At 43.4% G+C, this 15,384-nt stretch carries 16 protein-coding genes; 2 read left to right on the top strand and 14 right to left on the bottom strand.

Going from position 1 to position 15,384, the window contains the following annotated elements; all coding sequences use genetic code 11:
- Positions 1-58: 58 nt before the first annotated feature.
- Positions 59-811: a CsxC family protein gene (locus K3F53_RS03925; protein ID WP_057899735.1), complete on the top strand. Its 753-nt coding sequence runs from the start codon at positions 59-61 to the stop codon at positions 809-811.
- Positions 812-1,399: 588 nt separating this feature from the next.
- On the opposite strand, the gene K3F53_RS19605 is transcribed toward K3F53_RS03925, so the two are convergent.
- From K3F53_RS19605 to K3F53_RS03860, 13 genes are all read right to left on the bottom strand, one after another.
- The gene (locus tag K3F53_RS19605; RefSeq protein WP_281423716.1) at positions 1,400-2,212 is read right to left on the bottom strand and encodes a M15 family metallopeptidase; all 813 of its coding nucleotides are present in this window, start codon (positions 2,210-2,212) and stop codon (positions 1,400-1,402) included.
- A 64-nt stretch (positions 2,213-2,276) separates the two neighbouring features.
- The gene (locus K3F53_RS03915; protein WP_057898526.1) at positions 2,277-2,702 is read right to left on the bottom strand and encodes a phage holin family protein; all 426 of its coding nucleotides are present in this window, start codon (positions 2,700-2,702) and stop codon (positions 2,277-2,279) included.
- A 320-nt stretch (positions 2,703-3,022) separates the two neighbouring features.
- Entirely contained in the window at positions 3,023-3,202 is a 180-nt protein-coding gene (locus K3F53_RS03910; RefSeq protein WP_057899737.1) for an XkdX family protein, read from the bottom strand.
- Positions 3,202-3,612 carry a hypothetical protein gene (locus K3F53_RS03905; protein WP_220559356.1) on the bottom strand — a complete coding sequence of 137 codons (411 nt, stop codon included), beginning with the start codon at positions 3,610-3,612 and terminating at the stop codon, positions 3,202-3,204. Before K3F53_RS03905 ends, K3F53_RS03910 begins: the two co-directional genes overlap by 1 nt.
- 12 nt (positions 3,613-3,624) lie before the next feature.
- On the bottom strand, positions 3,625-6,711 hold the full coding sequence (locus K3F53_RS03900; RefSeq protein WP_220559355.1) for a hypothetical protein: 3,087 nt from the start codon (positions 6,709-6,711) through the stop codon (positions 3,625-3,627).
- On the bottom strand, positions 6,701-7,018 hold the full coding sequence (locus K3F53_RS03895) for a hypothetical protein (protein ID WP_057899740.1): 318 nt from the start codon (positions 7,016-7,018) through the stop codon (positions 6,701-6,703). The genes K3F53_RS03900 and K3F53_RS03895 overlap by 11 nt, the downstream gene beginning before the upstream one ends.
- On the bottom strand, positions 7,015-7,668 hold the full coding sequence (locus tag K3F53_RS03890) for a putative phage tail protein (protein WP_057899741.1): 654 nt from the start codon (positions 7,666-7,668) through the stop codon (positions 7,015-7,017). The genes K3F53_RS03895 and K3F53_RS03890 overlap by 4 nt, the downstream gene beginning before the upstream one ends.
- The gene (locus K3F53_RS03885; RefSeq protein WP_057899742.1) at positions 7,665-8,453 is read right to left on the bottom strand and encodes a baseplate J/gp47 family protein; all 789 of its coding nucleotides are present in this window, start codon (positions 8,451-8,453) and stop codon (positions 7,665-7,667) included. Before K3F53_RS03885 ends, K3F53_RS03890 begins: the two co-directional genes overlap by 4 nt.
- A complete protein-coding gene (locus tag K3F53_RS03880; RefSeq protein ID WP_236781899.1) occupies positions 8,440-8,892 on the bottom strand; it encodes a DUF2634 domain-containing protein in 453 nt (150 codons plus the stop codon). Before K3F53_RS03880 ends, K3F53_RS03885 begins: the two co-directional genes overlap by 14 nt.
- Complete coding sequence (locus K3F53_RS03875) at positions 8,879-9,304, bottom strand: DUF2577 family protein (protein WP_057899743.1); 426 nt, start codon at positions 9,302-9,304, stop codon at positions 8,879-8,881. Before K3F53_RS03875 ends, K3F53_RS03880 begins: the two co-directional genes overlap by 14 nt.
- 2 nt (positions 9,305-9,306) lie before the next feature.
- Complete coding sequence (locus K3F53_RS03870) at positions 9,307-10,311, bottom strand: XkdQ/YqbQ family protein (protein ID WP_057899744.1); 1,005 nt, start codon at positions 10,309-10,311, stop codon at positions 9,307-9,309.
- Positions 10,311-10,967, bottom strand: coding sequence for a hypothetical protein (locus tag K3F53_RS03865; protein WP_057899745.1), 657 nt, complete (start codon positions 10,965-10,967; stop codon positions 10,311-10,313). The genes K3F53_RS03870 and K3F53_RS03865 overlap by 1 nt, the downstream gene beginning before the upstream one ends.
- A gap of 4 nt (positions 10,968-10,971) precedes the next feature.
- A complete protein-coding gene (locus tag K3F53_RS03860; RefSeq protein WP_220559354.1) occupies positions 10,972-14,328 on the bottom strand; it encodes a phage tail tape measure protein in 3,357 nt (1,118 codons plus the stop codon).
- A gap of 156 nt (positions 14,329-14,484) precedes the next feature.
- On the opposite strand from K3F53_RS03860, the gene K3F53_RS03855 reads away from it, so the two are divergent.
- Positions 14,485-14,592 carry a putative holin-like toxin gene (locus K3F53_RS03855; protein ID WP_220559353.1) on the top strand — a complete coding sequence of 36 codons (108 nt, stop codon included), beginning with the start codon at positions 14,485-14,487 and terminating at the stop codon, positions 14,590-14,592.
- Positions 14,593-14,921: 329 nt separating this feature from the next.
- On the opposite strand, the gene K3F53_RS03850 is transcribed toward K3F53_RS03855, so the two are convergent.
- Positions 14,922-15,332 carry a hypothetical protein gene (locus K3F53_RS03850; protein ID WP_057899747.1) on the bottom strand — a complete coding sequence of 137 codons (411 nt, stop codon included), beginning with the start codon at positions 15,330-15,332 and terminating at the stop codon, positions 14,922-14,924.
- Positions 15,333-15,384 lie beyond the last annotated feature (52 nt).

The raw sequence follows: 15,384 nt of genomic DNA, 5'->3' as shown, positions 1-15,384 counted from the left end.
CAATCCGTTTTCCTTCATAGTATGTAGTATGTCAAAATTGGAGGGAGAGAATTGGTAAATGCCAATTAATTTTGATGAAACAGCTAGTGTAAATGAATGTGACGCGCGCGCGGTCCGACCTACCCTAACAGGAGGCAACCCTATTGTCAAAGTTCCGGTACTACTTCAGGAAGTGTCGGTGCAGCTGCCGCTAAGAGCGCGTATTACTTTTCCAGAAGATGTGCTTGAAATCAAGAAAATTAAAAAGCGCGTAAAATTAACGCAATGCCGTCTTATCCAACCGCGTACCTTGCCGGGTGAAACACCCCGCAGTAAACTGTTCCTAAGTGGTTTTGTGCGCAAAAATATTCAGTATGCAACACCTGTATGCCCTAGTGATGAGGATGAGGTACGCTCTGTGATTCATTCGCTAACGGTTGATGTCCCGTTCGATTGTGTGGCGGAAATTACGACGTTCCTTACGCCCCCGGTGGGTCCTTTCTTTAATGTGCGCAACGAATTCGATTTTCTTGTAGAGCAGCCGCTACCCGCTGGCTTTCCGTCCAAAGACCGCCTCATGTCCACGGATTTATCCCAGTTCCATCAACAAAGCGTTGAATTTTTCAACGAACAGGTCTTCTGCGAACTGGTTCGCGCTGATATTACCGAATGGGATGAAGCGACCGATCGGGAGCCACTGGTAAATGGTCCATTCGAAGAAGGAACGTTCAGAAGCATTGTAGAGAAGATGGTGCTCGATATTACGGTCAAAGTCTTACAGAATCAGCAAGTGCGCGTTGACAGCATTGACAGTGCTGACAACCCTTGTTGACAGCCTTTAATATCTCTTAATATCTCCAGAATATTTTAAAGAGAGTACCCCCAAGACGTATGAAGAAGCAGCCGCTGGCACAAAGGAATATCGACTTTGATTTGGTCAGCATGGTTCGCAACAAATAAAAACACCCCGCCATCCGGATGACCGGATAGCGGGGTATCTTTTACCCCTTTCTTGAATTCTGGTTACAAAACTTCAGCTTTTTTAGTGAGATCGTTGCAGCGATAATTTGTCAAGCCAATTTATACGATTGTTTCTATCCCTCATAGGTAAGCTACAAACAGTATAAGACGGTCGCCTTCACATGGGTAAAGACGAGTTTCAATTCCTTATAGGTAAGCTACAAACCCATTTTACATGAAAACATACATAATGAGAATCCTTGCGACATAACGTTTTTTTAGTTCTCACACCAAAATATAAACATACGCCATATGATAAGCTATTTTTTACGTCCTATCGCCAACCTCAATGTTTATACATATTTAAACCAAAATCAAATGTCGTCGATCCCCCGCCTTTTTTGCAGGATTAGAGGTCGACGACATCGACGACAATCGTTATTTATTTTGACCTATATAGTTAGTTATTCGCCGCTCGTCTACCTGACACCTTCCTCACCTCGTCAGCCAGCTCACCAAGCTCTTTCTTATCCTTACGCAACGCTTCGGCTGCTCTGTGATACTCGTCCAACTTTTGCTGACACTTGTCCGGCTTCGCGTTTTCTTCTTGCCACATTTTCTGATATTGTTTGATTTGTTCGTCCTTCTCTTTCCATTTTGCTTGGATGAGTGCGATAATTTTATCTGCTTTCGCTACGGGAATCATGTATTCTTCCTTCTTTTTGTCCGTAATCTTTGGCTCTGGAACCTGTACCACCATAGCTGGACGTGATGGACGTTTTCCCGCTTTTAATTGTGCAATAGAAAAACCAAAGGTCATTTGAACGTGTGGGTAGTCCTTGAAACTTCTCCAATCACCACCCCATTCAAATCCTCTGGCTTTAAACATTTGTACGACTTCCATCCAGTCTTTTTTGTGATTCTTATTAAAATCTGTGTTCATGTCCCATGTAACTTGTTTGCCATCTGGTGTATATAGAGCGAAATCAAGAGCGATACCGTAATTGTGATAGCTTTCCCCTGGCTTTGCGTTGGACACGATTTCTTTTTTGTTTACAACTGTCCAGCTACCATCTGGATTTTTCCGCCGACCTTTTGCGTATATTTCCTCCTGCTCCTTAAAGGTACGATTCCCTTGAGTGATAAGCACGTAAATACCCTTTCGCCAGGCTTCGAATACAACTTCCCAGCCACGCTGGGCAACGACTGGATGTAAATTCGGGTCGTTCAACCGAAAGTTCTTTTGTTTCAACCAGTCCCATGCAATGGCCATGTCCATCCCTCCCACTTTAGATTATGAAAAGGCATAGATGCCCGTTTGTTGCCTCCGTTTCTCTTCAAAATTTTGCTTCCTTGTCGTTGTCGTTTTTCATTTGTTCAAAACGTTGACGCAAAAACGCGGGGACTGGAACCCCAAGCCTCCCCATGTTTTCCACAAGTGAAATCCCCTCCACTGCGATTAAAAACATAATCATTGCATTTCGCATGAATTGCGAATCTGTACTGCCAGCTACTACATCCAACTGATGGGAAACAATGACCAGTAGAATCATGGCCCCTTTTTTAAGCAGTCCGTGAAATGCTCGTTCTGAGCTTATCTTTTTTTCTCTAAAAAACCCGACTAAAATGCCAGATAGATAGTCTGCTGCCATACAAATAGCAAGGGCAACCACTAAACGGTCAAATCCTCCAAGTAAAAAGGCAGCGCTCGCTGCGCCGCCCCCAACTACAAAAGTATAAAATGTATCTGTTTCCTGTCTCATCTACATCCTCCTCACCCCTGTTGGGGAAAAATAAAAGGAGCCAATATGGCTCCTAAAAAATGCATTCATCTTTAGTTATCGATTTCCTATTCTCCTTCTAAACGTCGGTATAGCTCCTAAAATTACGCCGACAATAAGGAGTAAGATCAAAGCGGTAAACGTCAATTTAAGTAACTTCCATAAAATAATTGCAACCAAAATACCTAGTATTATCCACATCACTATCCACCTCCATTTGGATAGCGTGTGCTATTATTTAGTCATTTATACATCTATTCAAGAAAATAAAAACGCCTCTTCCGTTTTGGAAAAGACGTTGGTTATTTCTTCGTTTTTATATTATCCTCCGGCTTCAGATAAGGATCGCCTGTAATCGTTTCGTATTCTTCTTTTGTGATTTTTCCATATTCGACGAATTTCCCAACATACATTGTACTTTTTGGATCGTCTGTATAGCAGCCTATATTGTAATAACGTTTGATGGTATCAAACCAATTCATTATAAAACTCCTTTCTCAGTTAATTCCATAATCAACGCCGCTTGGTCTTGTGCTTGTTGTTCATTTTGCATTTCTAAAGCAGCGACTTTCATAATTAAACTTGCATTTTCTTGTTGTAAAAGCTCCATGTCAGACGGCGTCAATGGTTTTGGCTTCGTCAGTTCGTCGATTTCCTGTTGGGATAACCCTTCCGTCCATTCTCCTTCAACCCAACGCGGCCGGAAAAGACCTTCCGGTGGGGCAATTTCGATAATATCCGCACGTTTCTGCTGAGTTGTGTATTGCACTCGCTCGCCTTCTGGTGTTTCTTCAAACATCGTCACCGTTTCGTATAGTTCTTCTTCCGATTCGATAAGAACAGGCTCAACATAAAACCCGTTTTCATCTATCCGGTGTACTTGTATGAGCATATGTTACCTCCTTTATTGTTCGGCTAGGAACGGTTTTAGTTCTAAAGACAACCATGTGTTGTATGGGACAATATCCGCTACAATATCTCCTGTAGGATAGATAGATAGAAGCGCAACGGAAGCAGGACTGAAACACGCTGTAACAATTTCCCGCTTCTCTTTTGGTCTGCAACCTTTAGGAAGTGTAGTAATCACCGTTCCTGCTGTTGTGACTCCACTTTTTATCGTGCCTTTAATATGAACGAATCCAAATTCATCCTTCATATACCCGGCAGTAGCAAAAGACTCCTTATAATTCACCCACCCATTCAACAACACCGCCGGAACCCATGGCCCCTGTTGCTTTCGTGCGTACTGTGCTTTTATCATGTCTACATCGGTTTTTGTATCCGCCTGGTCTTGCGCTAATTCCGCTACCACTCCAGCCAACTTGGTACGGTGTTCGCCTTGTAGGTCGATAAGCGGTGCAGTGTAGGCGTATTTCTCAGCAATATAGGTGGCGGAGTATGCAGCTGTTGGGTCATAGACACTTGCTAAAACATGTCCATATCCTGCACCTAATGTAGAATAATAGGGGCTAAAAATATCACGCACACCTGTGGTAAATTCCGTTAATTTTGTTCCATTATAAATACTCAATACACGACTTATTTTGTTTTTAAGTGGATTAGATGCAGAATTTATTTGATAATTTCCACTACCTGAGTCATATACAGGAGTAACGGGTTCACGAACCACAACCCCCGTCCCGACTTCAAGTAAATTATCCCCTTCAAATAGAGAAATTTCCCCTTCGGACGATACAGGGACTTCAACAGGTTGAGCGAGTTGGTAGAGTAGACGGTATGGTGTGCCAAGTTTATTTGTGTAATACGATGAATAATTGTTTGTTACAAAATCAACGTCCCCACTATATGAGTTCACATCGTTTGGCAAGTACCATCTTCCATTTGCATCGTCCCATTTCCACCCATTGAAATAGGCTTTTATCATATCCTGCGCTGTGGCATCCCTTGTCATAGCGCCTTTTTTAGCTATCGTTGTACCGTTCCATGCTTCCGGCCAACCGCTGTCTGTGTCGGGGATAGCTATATATACTTGCTTCCTTCCATGGTCAATATCTATTACATCGCCCGATGTAGCATTTGCAAAAGAGTTCGGTACTGCTTTTAATATCTTCCCGTCGTATTTTATCCCTGTTTGGTATGCTTCGCTTGTTACACCGTTGGTTGCTAGAAACGGAACATTAAGAATCACCCATTTAAACCCTGCTCTATCCCTCGCGAATTGCGGTGTATAACTACCATCCAACACCAATTCTTCAAACCGTTTAAGCTTGTACGGTTTTCCATCACGGAAAAACAACTCGTCTCTTACGCTTCCGTCTGTGTTCGAGTGTAGTGTGACATCAAAAAATTGATAGTCATTGTTTTGTGGCTCGAAAGGTAAGGGGGTGTCTCGGATATTGAGCATCGGGTTCTTTAGTCTCGCTATTTGTGTCTTGTTTTTTGCTTTTGCGGTGTATGCAAGTTTTGTATAGTTCCCAGTATTAAATGTGAATGTCCCTTTTTCTGTATAACTTTGTATTGGCGTATAATAATCTAAAATAAAAATTCCGTGATACATATTTTCTAACGTTGCAGATATGGTATAAGAAGTATTTGGTAAGCATTCAAACTCCGTACTTACATAATCTCCGTCACCATCCGCACCAATTTCTAGCATATAAGGCTCTTGCGCTACCGCTTTTGTACTAGAACTTAATCGCGTCCACTCCGTAAACGGCGGCAGAATGTTTTTACCATACCGGATGATATATGGATTCCGAACGCCTTTTATGTCGTCTACATACGGCCAACGTTGGGCGATTTGCTCCGGTGTCATATTGTCTATGGCGTTGTATTCGGCTTCGCTAATTTTATAAAGGCGGAGAGCGTCAAAGTATGCATATTGTCCTTCCGCCCCTTCTACCATTAATGCAACATACGTAGAATTAGATGTTTGTGGAATAAATTTTTTATATACAGTTGTAAATTTTGTGGTATCTGTTGCAAACATACTATATACATTTCCTGCATTTGGAAGTCCTATTCTTGCTTGAGTTGCATTACCGTTTTTAATTTCACCAATAAAAATATAGTAGTCGTTAGCTGTAGTGCTTGGTAAATTAAAAAAAGCACCTACGGTATTACCTGATGTTGCTCCTGCGTTCAACGTAACCTTTATACTTTTACTCCCTATGCTTTTATTCGTTGAATCTAACGTAGCAGTTACATTAACATTCAAATGGCTAGAGAGGTTAGTTAAACTTTCGCAATTTCCATCCCGTCCCAATAGGTTAATCAACGTCCGACCTTTTATGTTCAGCACATTGAACGGTGTACTACGTGGGACGGTGATGATATTCATACCAGGAAGTACTGTTGTTTGAAACGGTGTCCCTTCCCCCATTTCTTCTTCGATTTTTTGTAGGCGGGTTTCGTGTGATGCTACTTTCCCTTTTTCTGTATCAGAATAGTCATTAGTAGACAACCCTTTTCCAGGCTCTTTCATGACTACTTCTTCTTTTTTTGCATATGTGTCCGGCGTAATGATTTTTCGTTTATCCGTAGACGTAATAACTTGACTGGCATCCGTGGCAAAATACCAAAGCAAAAGCCCAGCCTCTGCGGTCGCCTGGGACGTCGTTTTCTTCATCGTTCCGTCCGTGTCCAGATAGATGTATTGTCCCTGCGTCGGGTTTAGTTCCATGCTACCCGCCGGAACTTCAAAGCGGCGGCCGTTTACATACGCAATACCTGCGGTCCATGAAACGGTCAGGCCATCATGCGAGAATTGGAAGCCAGCCGCTCCGTTTGGAGAGGCAACAAAGTTTCCTCCCCATTCTTTAGCCAGTTGCTCAATTAAGATATGCGCTTGCTCAATTCCCTCCTCCATATGATTCATTCTTCCGGGAGTGAATCTTGTGCCCTCCTGTACTGGCTGCCACAAGACGCGTCCTGTATTCGGGTCAATAGCCTGCTTCCCTGTCTTCGGATCAATAAGCGGCTTATTCGGGTCAACAATGTGAGGAATCCATGTCTGCTTTTCATACGCCATTTGTCTTCACCTTCACTTCCACAGAAAATTCGAAAGCAATTAAAAAACCCTTGTCGCCTTTGATTGCGTTCAAGGGTTTATTTGCTAATGTGTTTCCGTCTTTGCTCATGAGCGATGCGCCAAGAATTTGCTTGCCTATCGCCTCATTATCAGGAATATAGATGTAAACCGTTAACTTTTTTTCTTGGATTTCCGAGCGAAAAATAGGATATTTCGCAAGCTCCCCGGCAACGTTGACCAATGCATGATCAATACGGTTATCCATATCCTGTACGATGTTTGTCAAGAAAAGAGGCTGGATAATCATCGTGTTTCCTCCTCTGGATAGAATGTATCTATAATAGGAAAGTCGAGCCTATGATTTCTTCCCTGTTCAGATACGTCTAATGCTTCATGATATAATCGACCTTCTGCGTCAATCTCTGGATAAAACGTATCACAAATATAGGAATCCATGTGATGGTAACGGGCGTATTCTTCAATCAAAACAACTTCAGGTTGATGATGAAGGATCACTTCTGCTCCCTGCACATGGACGGGGCGTAATTCTTCAAAATCTTTATATAACGAAGGCAAATGAACAGGTTTGTCCAAGAAAAATTCAAACATCACGATTTTACGCATGAAATCTTCTTTTACAGCGTCTAAATGCCCTGCTTGCTCCCCGACTAACCGTAGTGTTTCCAATGTAAAATTCCGTTTCGCCCAATATTTACGCCGAATTTTCTCACGTCGTTCCTCATCTGTCCCGCTACTGTCCGTAATCCCGAACATTTTCTCCCAAACAGGTAATCCCCATGTAGCTGTGGACAGAAAATATTGATCAACAATTTCCTGCGCCTTTTTATTGAATAACTGGATTTCCTCGTCAATGGCTTCAAACGCCTTGGCAAGAATGGGGTCTTCATATACAAAAGGCGGGATTTTTTGTCGGTATTTTAGCGGAATCCGAATCATTCGATTCGCCTCCACGTCACAACATTAATCGCTCCCTCTGGCCTTTCGATATTGTCAGTCCCCCCATTTACGGTACAAGATTCCCAATCGACAACCCCAGGAACAAACAAAAGCGTATTGATAACATGATAGCGAATCAGCGACGTTTGCTGAACGTACTGGGTGAGACGTTCTAAAATCAACCGATCAACTTCTTCTGGCTTTGCATCAGGAAGCAGATGCAGGCGCGCTTCTACATGAATCGCGTTCGTAAGAGCTGGAAGAACCTGCAAATCATGGACAGCGATCCGTTTGCTTTCCATCTTTTCACGAACTGTGGCGCATAGTTCAGGCGTTGCCGGATTGCCCTGGTAGTCTGTAATGTACACATCAATGCTATTCTCATGCCGAGCGTGTTCGACGGCGAAGGCACCACCAGCACCGGCATCACGCGCCCATCGTTCATAGTCCCGACGACGCCCATTTCCTTCTTCTTCTCTGGTTGCTGTAAGGATTCGTTTACGGTATGATTCGTCGTCTTCTCCCGGTAGACGCTCTAACTTAATGAATTCCTTTTCCCCATGTCGGTCTAAAAATTCCCCGTCGGCCCATAAAGGAAAGCCTTGAATAAACATGTATTGTAATTGCTCTTGCTGCTCGGCAATCTCCTGACAAATTGGATAAGCAAAGATATAAAATAATTCTCCCTGCTCGATAGGAATTTCGCCTTTAACGCGGTTCGCTACACGCTCATAAATCATTTCTGGTGTTTCTAAAAGCAACAACATTTTGTCATCCAGTTCCAAGTACCTCCACCTCCGTTTCCACCATCCCTGATAATCCAGTTAAACGGACACTTATATGCATTTTATTTTCCGCCCGTTCCATCGCTAAAACCTCGGCTTTCACGATTTCTGAATGGACTTCCAGCGCTTCCTCAATATCGCGTTTGATTTCAAGGTCTTCCCATGCCGGCCATTCTGACTTCTCCACGCCGATTTCCCCATCATAAATGACGTACTGAAACCGTTCTGTATTCAAAATCATCGTACATATTTGGATCAAATATTCCTCGTATGTTTCTGTTTTTTTAGGACGTCCATCCTCATCCAGTAGAAGCCGACGTTTTTCAAAGTCAATCATATACGTCCATTTTTGTTCGGAAGGCATTCCCTCGAATTGGTCAATATCATTCAAGTCTTCAAAATTCATATCCGGAAACACTTGAGACTCATCCGCCATCATAGACCACATCCCTTCTCCCCAGTACGTAATAGCGTTGGTCGGCGATACGTTCAACAATCAACTTATCACCGACTTTTAAGGGACTGGGAATGAGCAGAACGCCTTTGAGAAGAGAGCGCGGCACTTGTTGGTATGGCATTCCGCTTTCATATTCCATCCCATTGGCAAGTACTCCCGAAACAGAGCCTTTCGCCTCTTCTCCCTCCATATATTCGACCACCTGAAAAACAACATCTACTTTTCGGTCAAGCAGATATTCAGCAAACACAAGTTTGTCTTGCTCATATGGATGAGGATCCCCTTCTATTTTTATCTTGGCATTCGGCCAACTTAAAAGTGTTGCATATTCTACATCTCGTGCGTCAATGTGTCGCGCCACTTTATTTTTAATTCGTTTTATCGCTTCATTCATTTTCATTCCCTTCCTTCGAGTGTAAGCTGTACTGTATATACCCCATTTTTGAATGTTGTATCTGCCGAAACAACCACCCATTTCGACTTGTATTTTTCCTCCTGGATCAAAACAAGCCATCCAGCCCGGAGACCGGATAGCGTATGATCGGAATGACGAACAGTGATTTTTTTTGTTGGGCGCGGATTGGAAAGCTCATAAAGTTTATAGGTGGCGATAGCCGCCGGGTCTTCTCCTTCTTCTACTTCAATGATCTTTCCCATTCGCCCAATGTTTTTTATGGCACCGTCATTTTTCTTCGTCACAGACGAAACCACTTTGTCATCCTTCCATTTTTGCGCGGTGACCACCGTATATACGTCTTCGATTGATTTTCTGATACTACTGGCTTCCATCTGTTCACGTACAAAGACTGGCACACGCGTGTTTCTTCCCTCGCGCGTCACCACCATAAAGTAACTTTGATCAGTACGGATATACTCAATATAAAAGCGGTATCCGGTATGCTCATATGCCTTTTGCAACACATCCAACACAATTTCGCTATGTGGCCTTGTTCCATACCGTTCGTCTATTGAAAAGCCAAGATTTGGGCAACGAAAGTCAACGCCTGTTGACTGGATATATCTTTGTAGCTCCGCTCCCGCCTCTCCCTTAAGATACGGGCGTGTGCCATCATTTTTGGTCAAATACCATCCGAGCTCTTTCGCGGTAATCTCCCATTCGTCCGTAAACTCGTTTTTCTCCCAGCTTATAATGGGGCCGTGAAAAAACTGGTTCATCTGGTTTAGTAGCTGATGCTTGGAACGCTTGGCAAAACACATAAGCATCCCCGCCTCTTGAATGGGAGGTGCGTTTCGCAACCGCGCTGTCATCGTTTGAGTGATTTCATCCCGGTTCGATGACCAGGATAAATCGGTCAGAGCGTCCGTGAGAATATGACGGACATTCTGTTTGCCATACACGACCGCAAAATCCTGTGTGTTGATATTTTGAACGGTTTGCATCACTTCCCACCTTTTGCCCGCTCTATTGTTTGACTCATTCGCTTTTTTTGGGCGGCATAATCAAAGTTGCCCATTTTGCTTTCCTCTTTTTTCTTATCCTTTTTCTTATCTTTGTTCGTATTATTTTTTTTCTTGTCCTTGTTTTTCCTCTCGTTTTTCTTCGGCTTTTTCGTCGTTGTATTTGCGCGGCTTTTGGCCGGCTTTGTAATCACCAGCCCCGGTTTCAGCAATTGTTTTGTGTTTGAATAGGTGACAATTTTAACTGGCTTATACTCGACAAATGACAGGGTCACATGCAAGTTCCCTTGTCCGTCTTTGTATGTCACCTCAATGTTTTCGATGAGCATCGTCTTGGAAAATACGGAATAAAAAAGGACGACAACCGGTCGTCCCTTCCACTGATCCATCAACTCTATGAATTGTTCTGGTGATTTATATTTAATCGTTTCGGTTCCGCTTTCCCATATTTCTTCCCATCTTCGTGGTACAATCACCTGAAAAGAAACCCGTTTTGCTTTTGAAACCGGTTTTTTTGACGTCATCTCTTCTCCTGTAATGATGGTAAAGGTCTCGATCTCATTTCCCATTTGGACTTGAAATTCAGCCGTTGTGAGAGGAAACCGAAACCGATGATTTCCTTGTGCTAACGCTAACATTGCATCACCCGTTTTCCAAAGCGTTAATCAATGCTTTTTCCACCGTATTGATAATAATTCCATGCGCTTCTCGGCTAGATAAAATACGCAAAACTGCTTGTGGGTCACTGACATTCTTCATAAGCTGTCCCATATCAATGACAATTTTTCCAATGTTTATATTGGCTGCTCGGTTTGCTTGTCCCTGAAACGCTTTGGCAACCGGAATACCGCTACCGGAAGCCATTCGGCTATGTGGCACCACATCAAGGGAAGCACGGCCACGGAGCGGCTGATTCATCATGGCAGCTACACGATTCATTTTCCGTCCAACAATATGCTCATCAATACCGCTGACGAACATATGGATAAAGTTCGGTGCCCAGCGGTCAGATTTGCTTGCGGGCCCTTCCTTTGTCGGTGAAGAAAAACCAAGGAAATTTTTTATTATTCCAGCCGCACTGGATACAACAGATGTTAACGTAGGAAATTGGCTGCGCATTCCAGATATAACCATGGAAATGAGGTTGCTCCCCCAGTTTTGCCCCTTACTTACGATATCACCAAGAGATTCAAGTTTTTGTTTAATTTGGGCAACGGCATTTGTCGCCGCCGCTTTCACGTCTGTAAAGCTCCGGCCTGCTTGTTTTGCGCCTTGGACTACCTGTTGCGTACTTTTAGCCGTTGTAACACCAAGTTGCTTCGCTTGTGCGGTTGTTTTTTGGGTAGAAGTTCCAACCGCCTTCATATCATCCTGCGCCTTTTTGGAATCAGAGCTTTTCCACCACCCTGTAACATTCTTCTTCATCATCGTAAAAGCATCTTTCACCTTTGTACCGGCCTTTTGGAGCGGAGAAAGGTCTATCTCAATTCCTTTTTCTTTCAGCGAATTCCTAAGGGAGGTGATTGCGTTCTGTATTTTCTTCTTTCCTTCTGGAGTAAAAGAAGGAAAGAAGAAAGAGGAACTCGCAACTGCACTTTGTACTTCTTTCGTTTTCCCTTTGTCTCCCCGCCACCAGGAAGACACTTTATCTTTTAGACTGGTAAGCTTTTTAACGGCGTCAGATGTAAATTCGCTCATTTTTTCTTTCGCACTTACAACGCCATCTACGATGTTTTTTGTCCACCCTTTTTGATCAGCTAAAGCCCCCAGTTTAGTTCCTATCCAGTTCCCAGCGGCTGCGCCGACCATTGTTCCGACAGGGCCAAGAATAGAACTGCCTACGACAAAAATCATTCCACCTAATGCCCCGCCGGCCATAGCTCCACCTTTTGTGGAAATAGCTTCTCGCCATCCTTTTTCTTTCGCTGCTTGATACATGTCGTATCCGGCTAGTGCGGTGCCAGCCACTGTACCAACGACGCCAGCTCCTTTAACGAACTTACCCATCCTCGCTAATTTATCGGCCTGTTCAAGACCTGTTTCCTCTATTTTGTTGCGATTTCCTGTTACAAAGTCTTTGAAACGGGAAAAGACACTCTTTTTCGGTTTAGGTTCCGGACGGCCACGACGAAGGAATTCGCCTGCCACCTCACGCGGGATGGTTCGTTTTCGCCGCCGCGGTGTAGTGTCACTATTTTTCTTTCGTCCGCCGCCAATTTCATCACGCGTCCGGACGCCTCTACCACCGTCAACCGGGCCGTTAATGTAGACGCGCGCGGCGTTGATAGTTACGGACGAGACGGAATGGATAGGATCGCTTCCTTTTAGGGTGAAGCGGCGGCGTTCAGGAAGGACATCATTGCCTTTTTTTCTACCAGGAAGCAAAGAAACGAGTTTTCTTGCAACACTACCGATGGTTGATTTTATATCTTTAATGGTATCAATCGTTCTTTTGCTTATGGTCCAGGCTTTTAACGCAATTCCAACAGCAAGTACTGTACCTAAAATGCCATTAATAAGGCCTGTATGTTCTTTATAGAATCCCGTTATTTTAGTTAAGCCACTAGTAATAGCCCCTATAAATCCTTGAATTTCGCTTTTATTTTCGACAAGAAGCGTATTCATTTTTTTGACTAACGGAAGAAATGTTTGAGCTACATTACCACCGATTTCCTGCATAATTAAATCCATTTGACGACGCGCTTCAATCCATTCCATCATTGGGTTGGCATCTTTTTGCGCCTTAATCATCCGATCCGTTGTACCAGCGATTTCGTCCGGAGGCTTTTCAAGTGCCACTCCATATGTCTCAAGAATTGAACTCGCTAAGTCTGCACCAACCGCTGAACCAAGCATAACGAGCGAGGCTTTCCGTTCGGCGCGTTCCTGGCTTGCAAGATCGGCTACAAGCGCCATTATAGCTCCCTGAGACTTTTGACGATCTCCTGAATTGATATCGGCTACAAATTCTTTCGCTTGTTTTTTTGCTACATCTTTACTTGAACCACGATGCTCGAAATATTTAGCCATATCACCTTCATTAAGCGCTTTTACACCAAACGCCTCTTTAAACCAGTCAGCGGGCTTGTCATAGTTAAACGCGCCTTTCTGCACACTTTGCACAAGAAAGTTCGACATTTGAGCAGAAGTCAAATTCGCATTCTTAAAGTAAAGTGCAGATTCCCAGAAAGTGTCTGCTAAATCTTGCTTCCTATCCCCGACTTTCGAATAGGCATACATCATGCTGTCAGTGACCTGTTGCGGAGTTTCTTCAAAGACGTTTGTACTCTGTCCAAGCGCGCGACTTAATTCTTCCCACCTTGAATCTGGCATTATATACTTCATTTTTGCTAAAGACTCAACAAAAGACGGCAGTTGTTTTTTGTCACTAACGAGCGGCGCAATGTCGGCTGTAACTTTTACCGCTTCTACTCGTGATTCAAAAAAGCCTTTCCCGTATAGGTCATCCGCCTTTTTTAGCGCTGATTCTCGTTCTGCTTTTGACATATATGGTGCCAAGCGAGCCGCTTCATTCCAATACTCAGTAGCGCCATCAAATACTCCAATAAAAATCCTTCCCGCTGTTGCTGCGATGGTTGCAAGTTTTGAGGTAATTCCATCAAGTGTTGGGCTGGCCTCATCCTTTGCCTGTAAATGAACGGTCGCATCGTTCATGCTTCTAACCTCGTCATCGGCTCGTTTCACTTCAGAGCGAAAATCGTCTGCACTTTTTTTTGCACGACCAAAGATATCATCCATTTTCTTTCGAGCAAAACTTTGCATTTCATTATTTGCGGCGCCAACTTGATCGCGAATATCGCGCATACTTTTTTGTACTTTTTGTCCGCCACTTGCCAAACTGTCGTACATTTTTTCAGTAGTACTTCTTAGGCCAATCACGTCCTCCGACGTTCTTCGTATTTCAGCACCCATTTTTCTTAATCTTTCCGAAATGAAGTCCTTTGCTTGGAATACGAATGTAACAGGTTTTATTGCCAATGTTTCACCTCCTTCCAAAATTTAAGCAAAATAAAAGCGCGCCCGGAAAAGAGCGCGCATCCATTCTATAAAAATATGCTATAATCTTCCTGTACAATAGAATCGGCTCTCTCAAGGGTGGTCGGCTCATCCCCTAATAGAAAGGGGGTGAGAATAATGACAGTATATGAGGCAATATCTTTAATGCTGGGTTGTGGCGTGCTGGTTGCCGCAATATTTATCGCAGTATTCACAGCCATTGCTGTCATGAAGAAAGATAAATAGACCTCCCTTGAGCCTCGCAAGCAAAAAGGAAGGTCTATTTCTAATTAGAGCTTATGAGCCGATCCCCTTGTGGGAACGTCTATTGTACAGGCCGCTTGGTGTTGCCGCACCAGCGGTCTTTTTTATTCTACGTATGTTTGTACTGATATTATACCATTTAAAAAAATAGGAATCAACGTAAACAAACGTGTCCTATTTTCGTGCCATTCGTTTCATCTCTTCCTCCGCCAACATCGAAGCCGCCATACAAAAGTATTGCTGCATCTCCTTATCTACTTCATACGGCAAAATCTCAGCCGGTAGCTTGTGCTGATTAATCCAAAAGCTTGCTACCCAACTTGCTTCTCCGTCGGTTCGGATGAGTTTTTTGCTTCTTTTATCAATCCCTCTTTTGTTTTGGTGAAGTCACGAACGGCACGACTCAATTTCGCGTATTCTTCCGGGTTGTCCAGAATGCGCGGCGGCAGTTCGAATTTAATCTCGCAACCATACACTTTTAGTAATTCATCGTTATTCCAATCAAATTCATGCTCTGTCGCTTTCACGATCATCACATCAATTTCGTTGAACGTTTCGCGTGGTGTACCATCTTCATTTGTGGCCAATTCCACCGCGCGGCGAATTTCCATTGTGGTAAGCCGACGCACAGACCATTCCTCGCCATCCGCTTTCACTGTGATGGTCTCGCTTTTATAACCTGTTTTTCCTTTTGCCAAGTATTTTTGTAGTTTATCACTCATTTTTTCTCATCCTTTCGATTTTTTAATAGTGAAATGAAAAGGCGCGAGTATA

Origin of the sequence: Aneurinibacillus thermoaerophilus (genome assembly GCF_019603355.1) — a bacterium.
In the GTDB taxonomy this organism is placed as follows: domain Bacteria; phylum Bacillota; class Bacilli; order Aneurinibacillales; family Aneurinibacillaceae; genus Aneurinibacillus; species Aneurinibacillus thermoaerophilus.
This window is presented reverse-complemented; position numbering and strand designations above follow the sequence as displayed.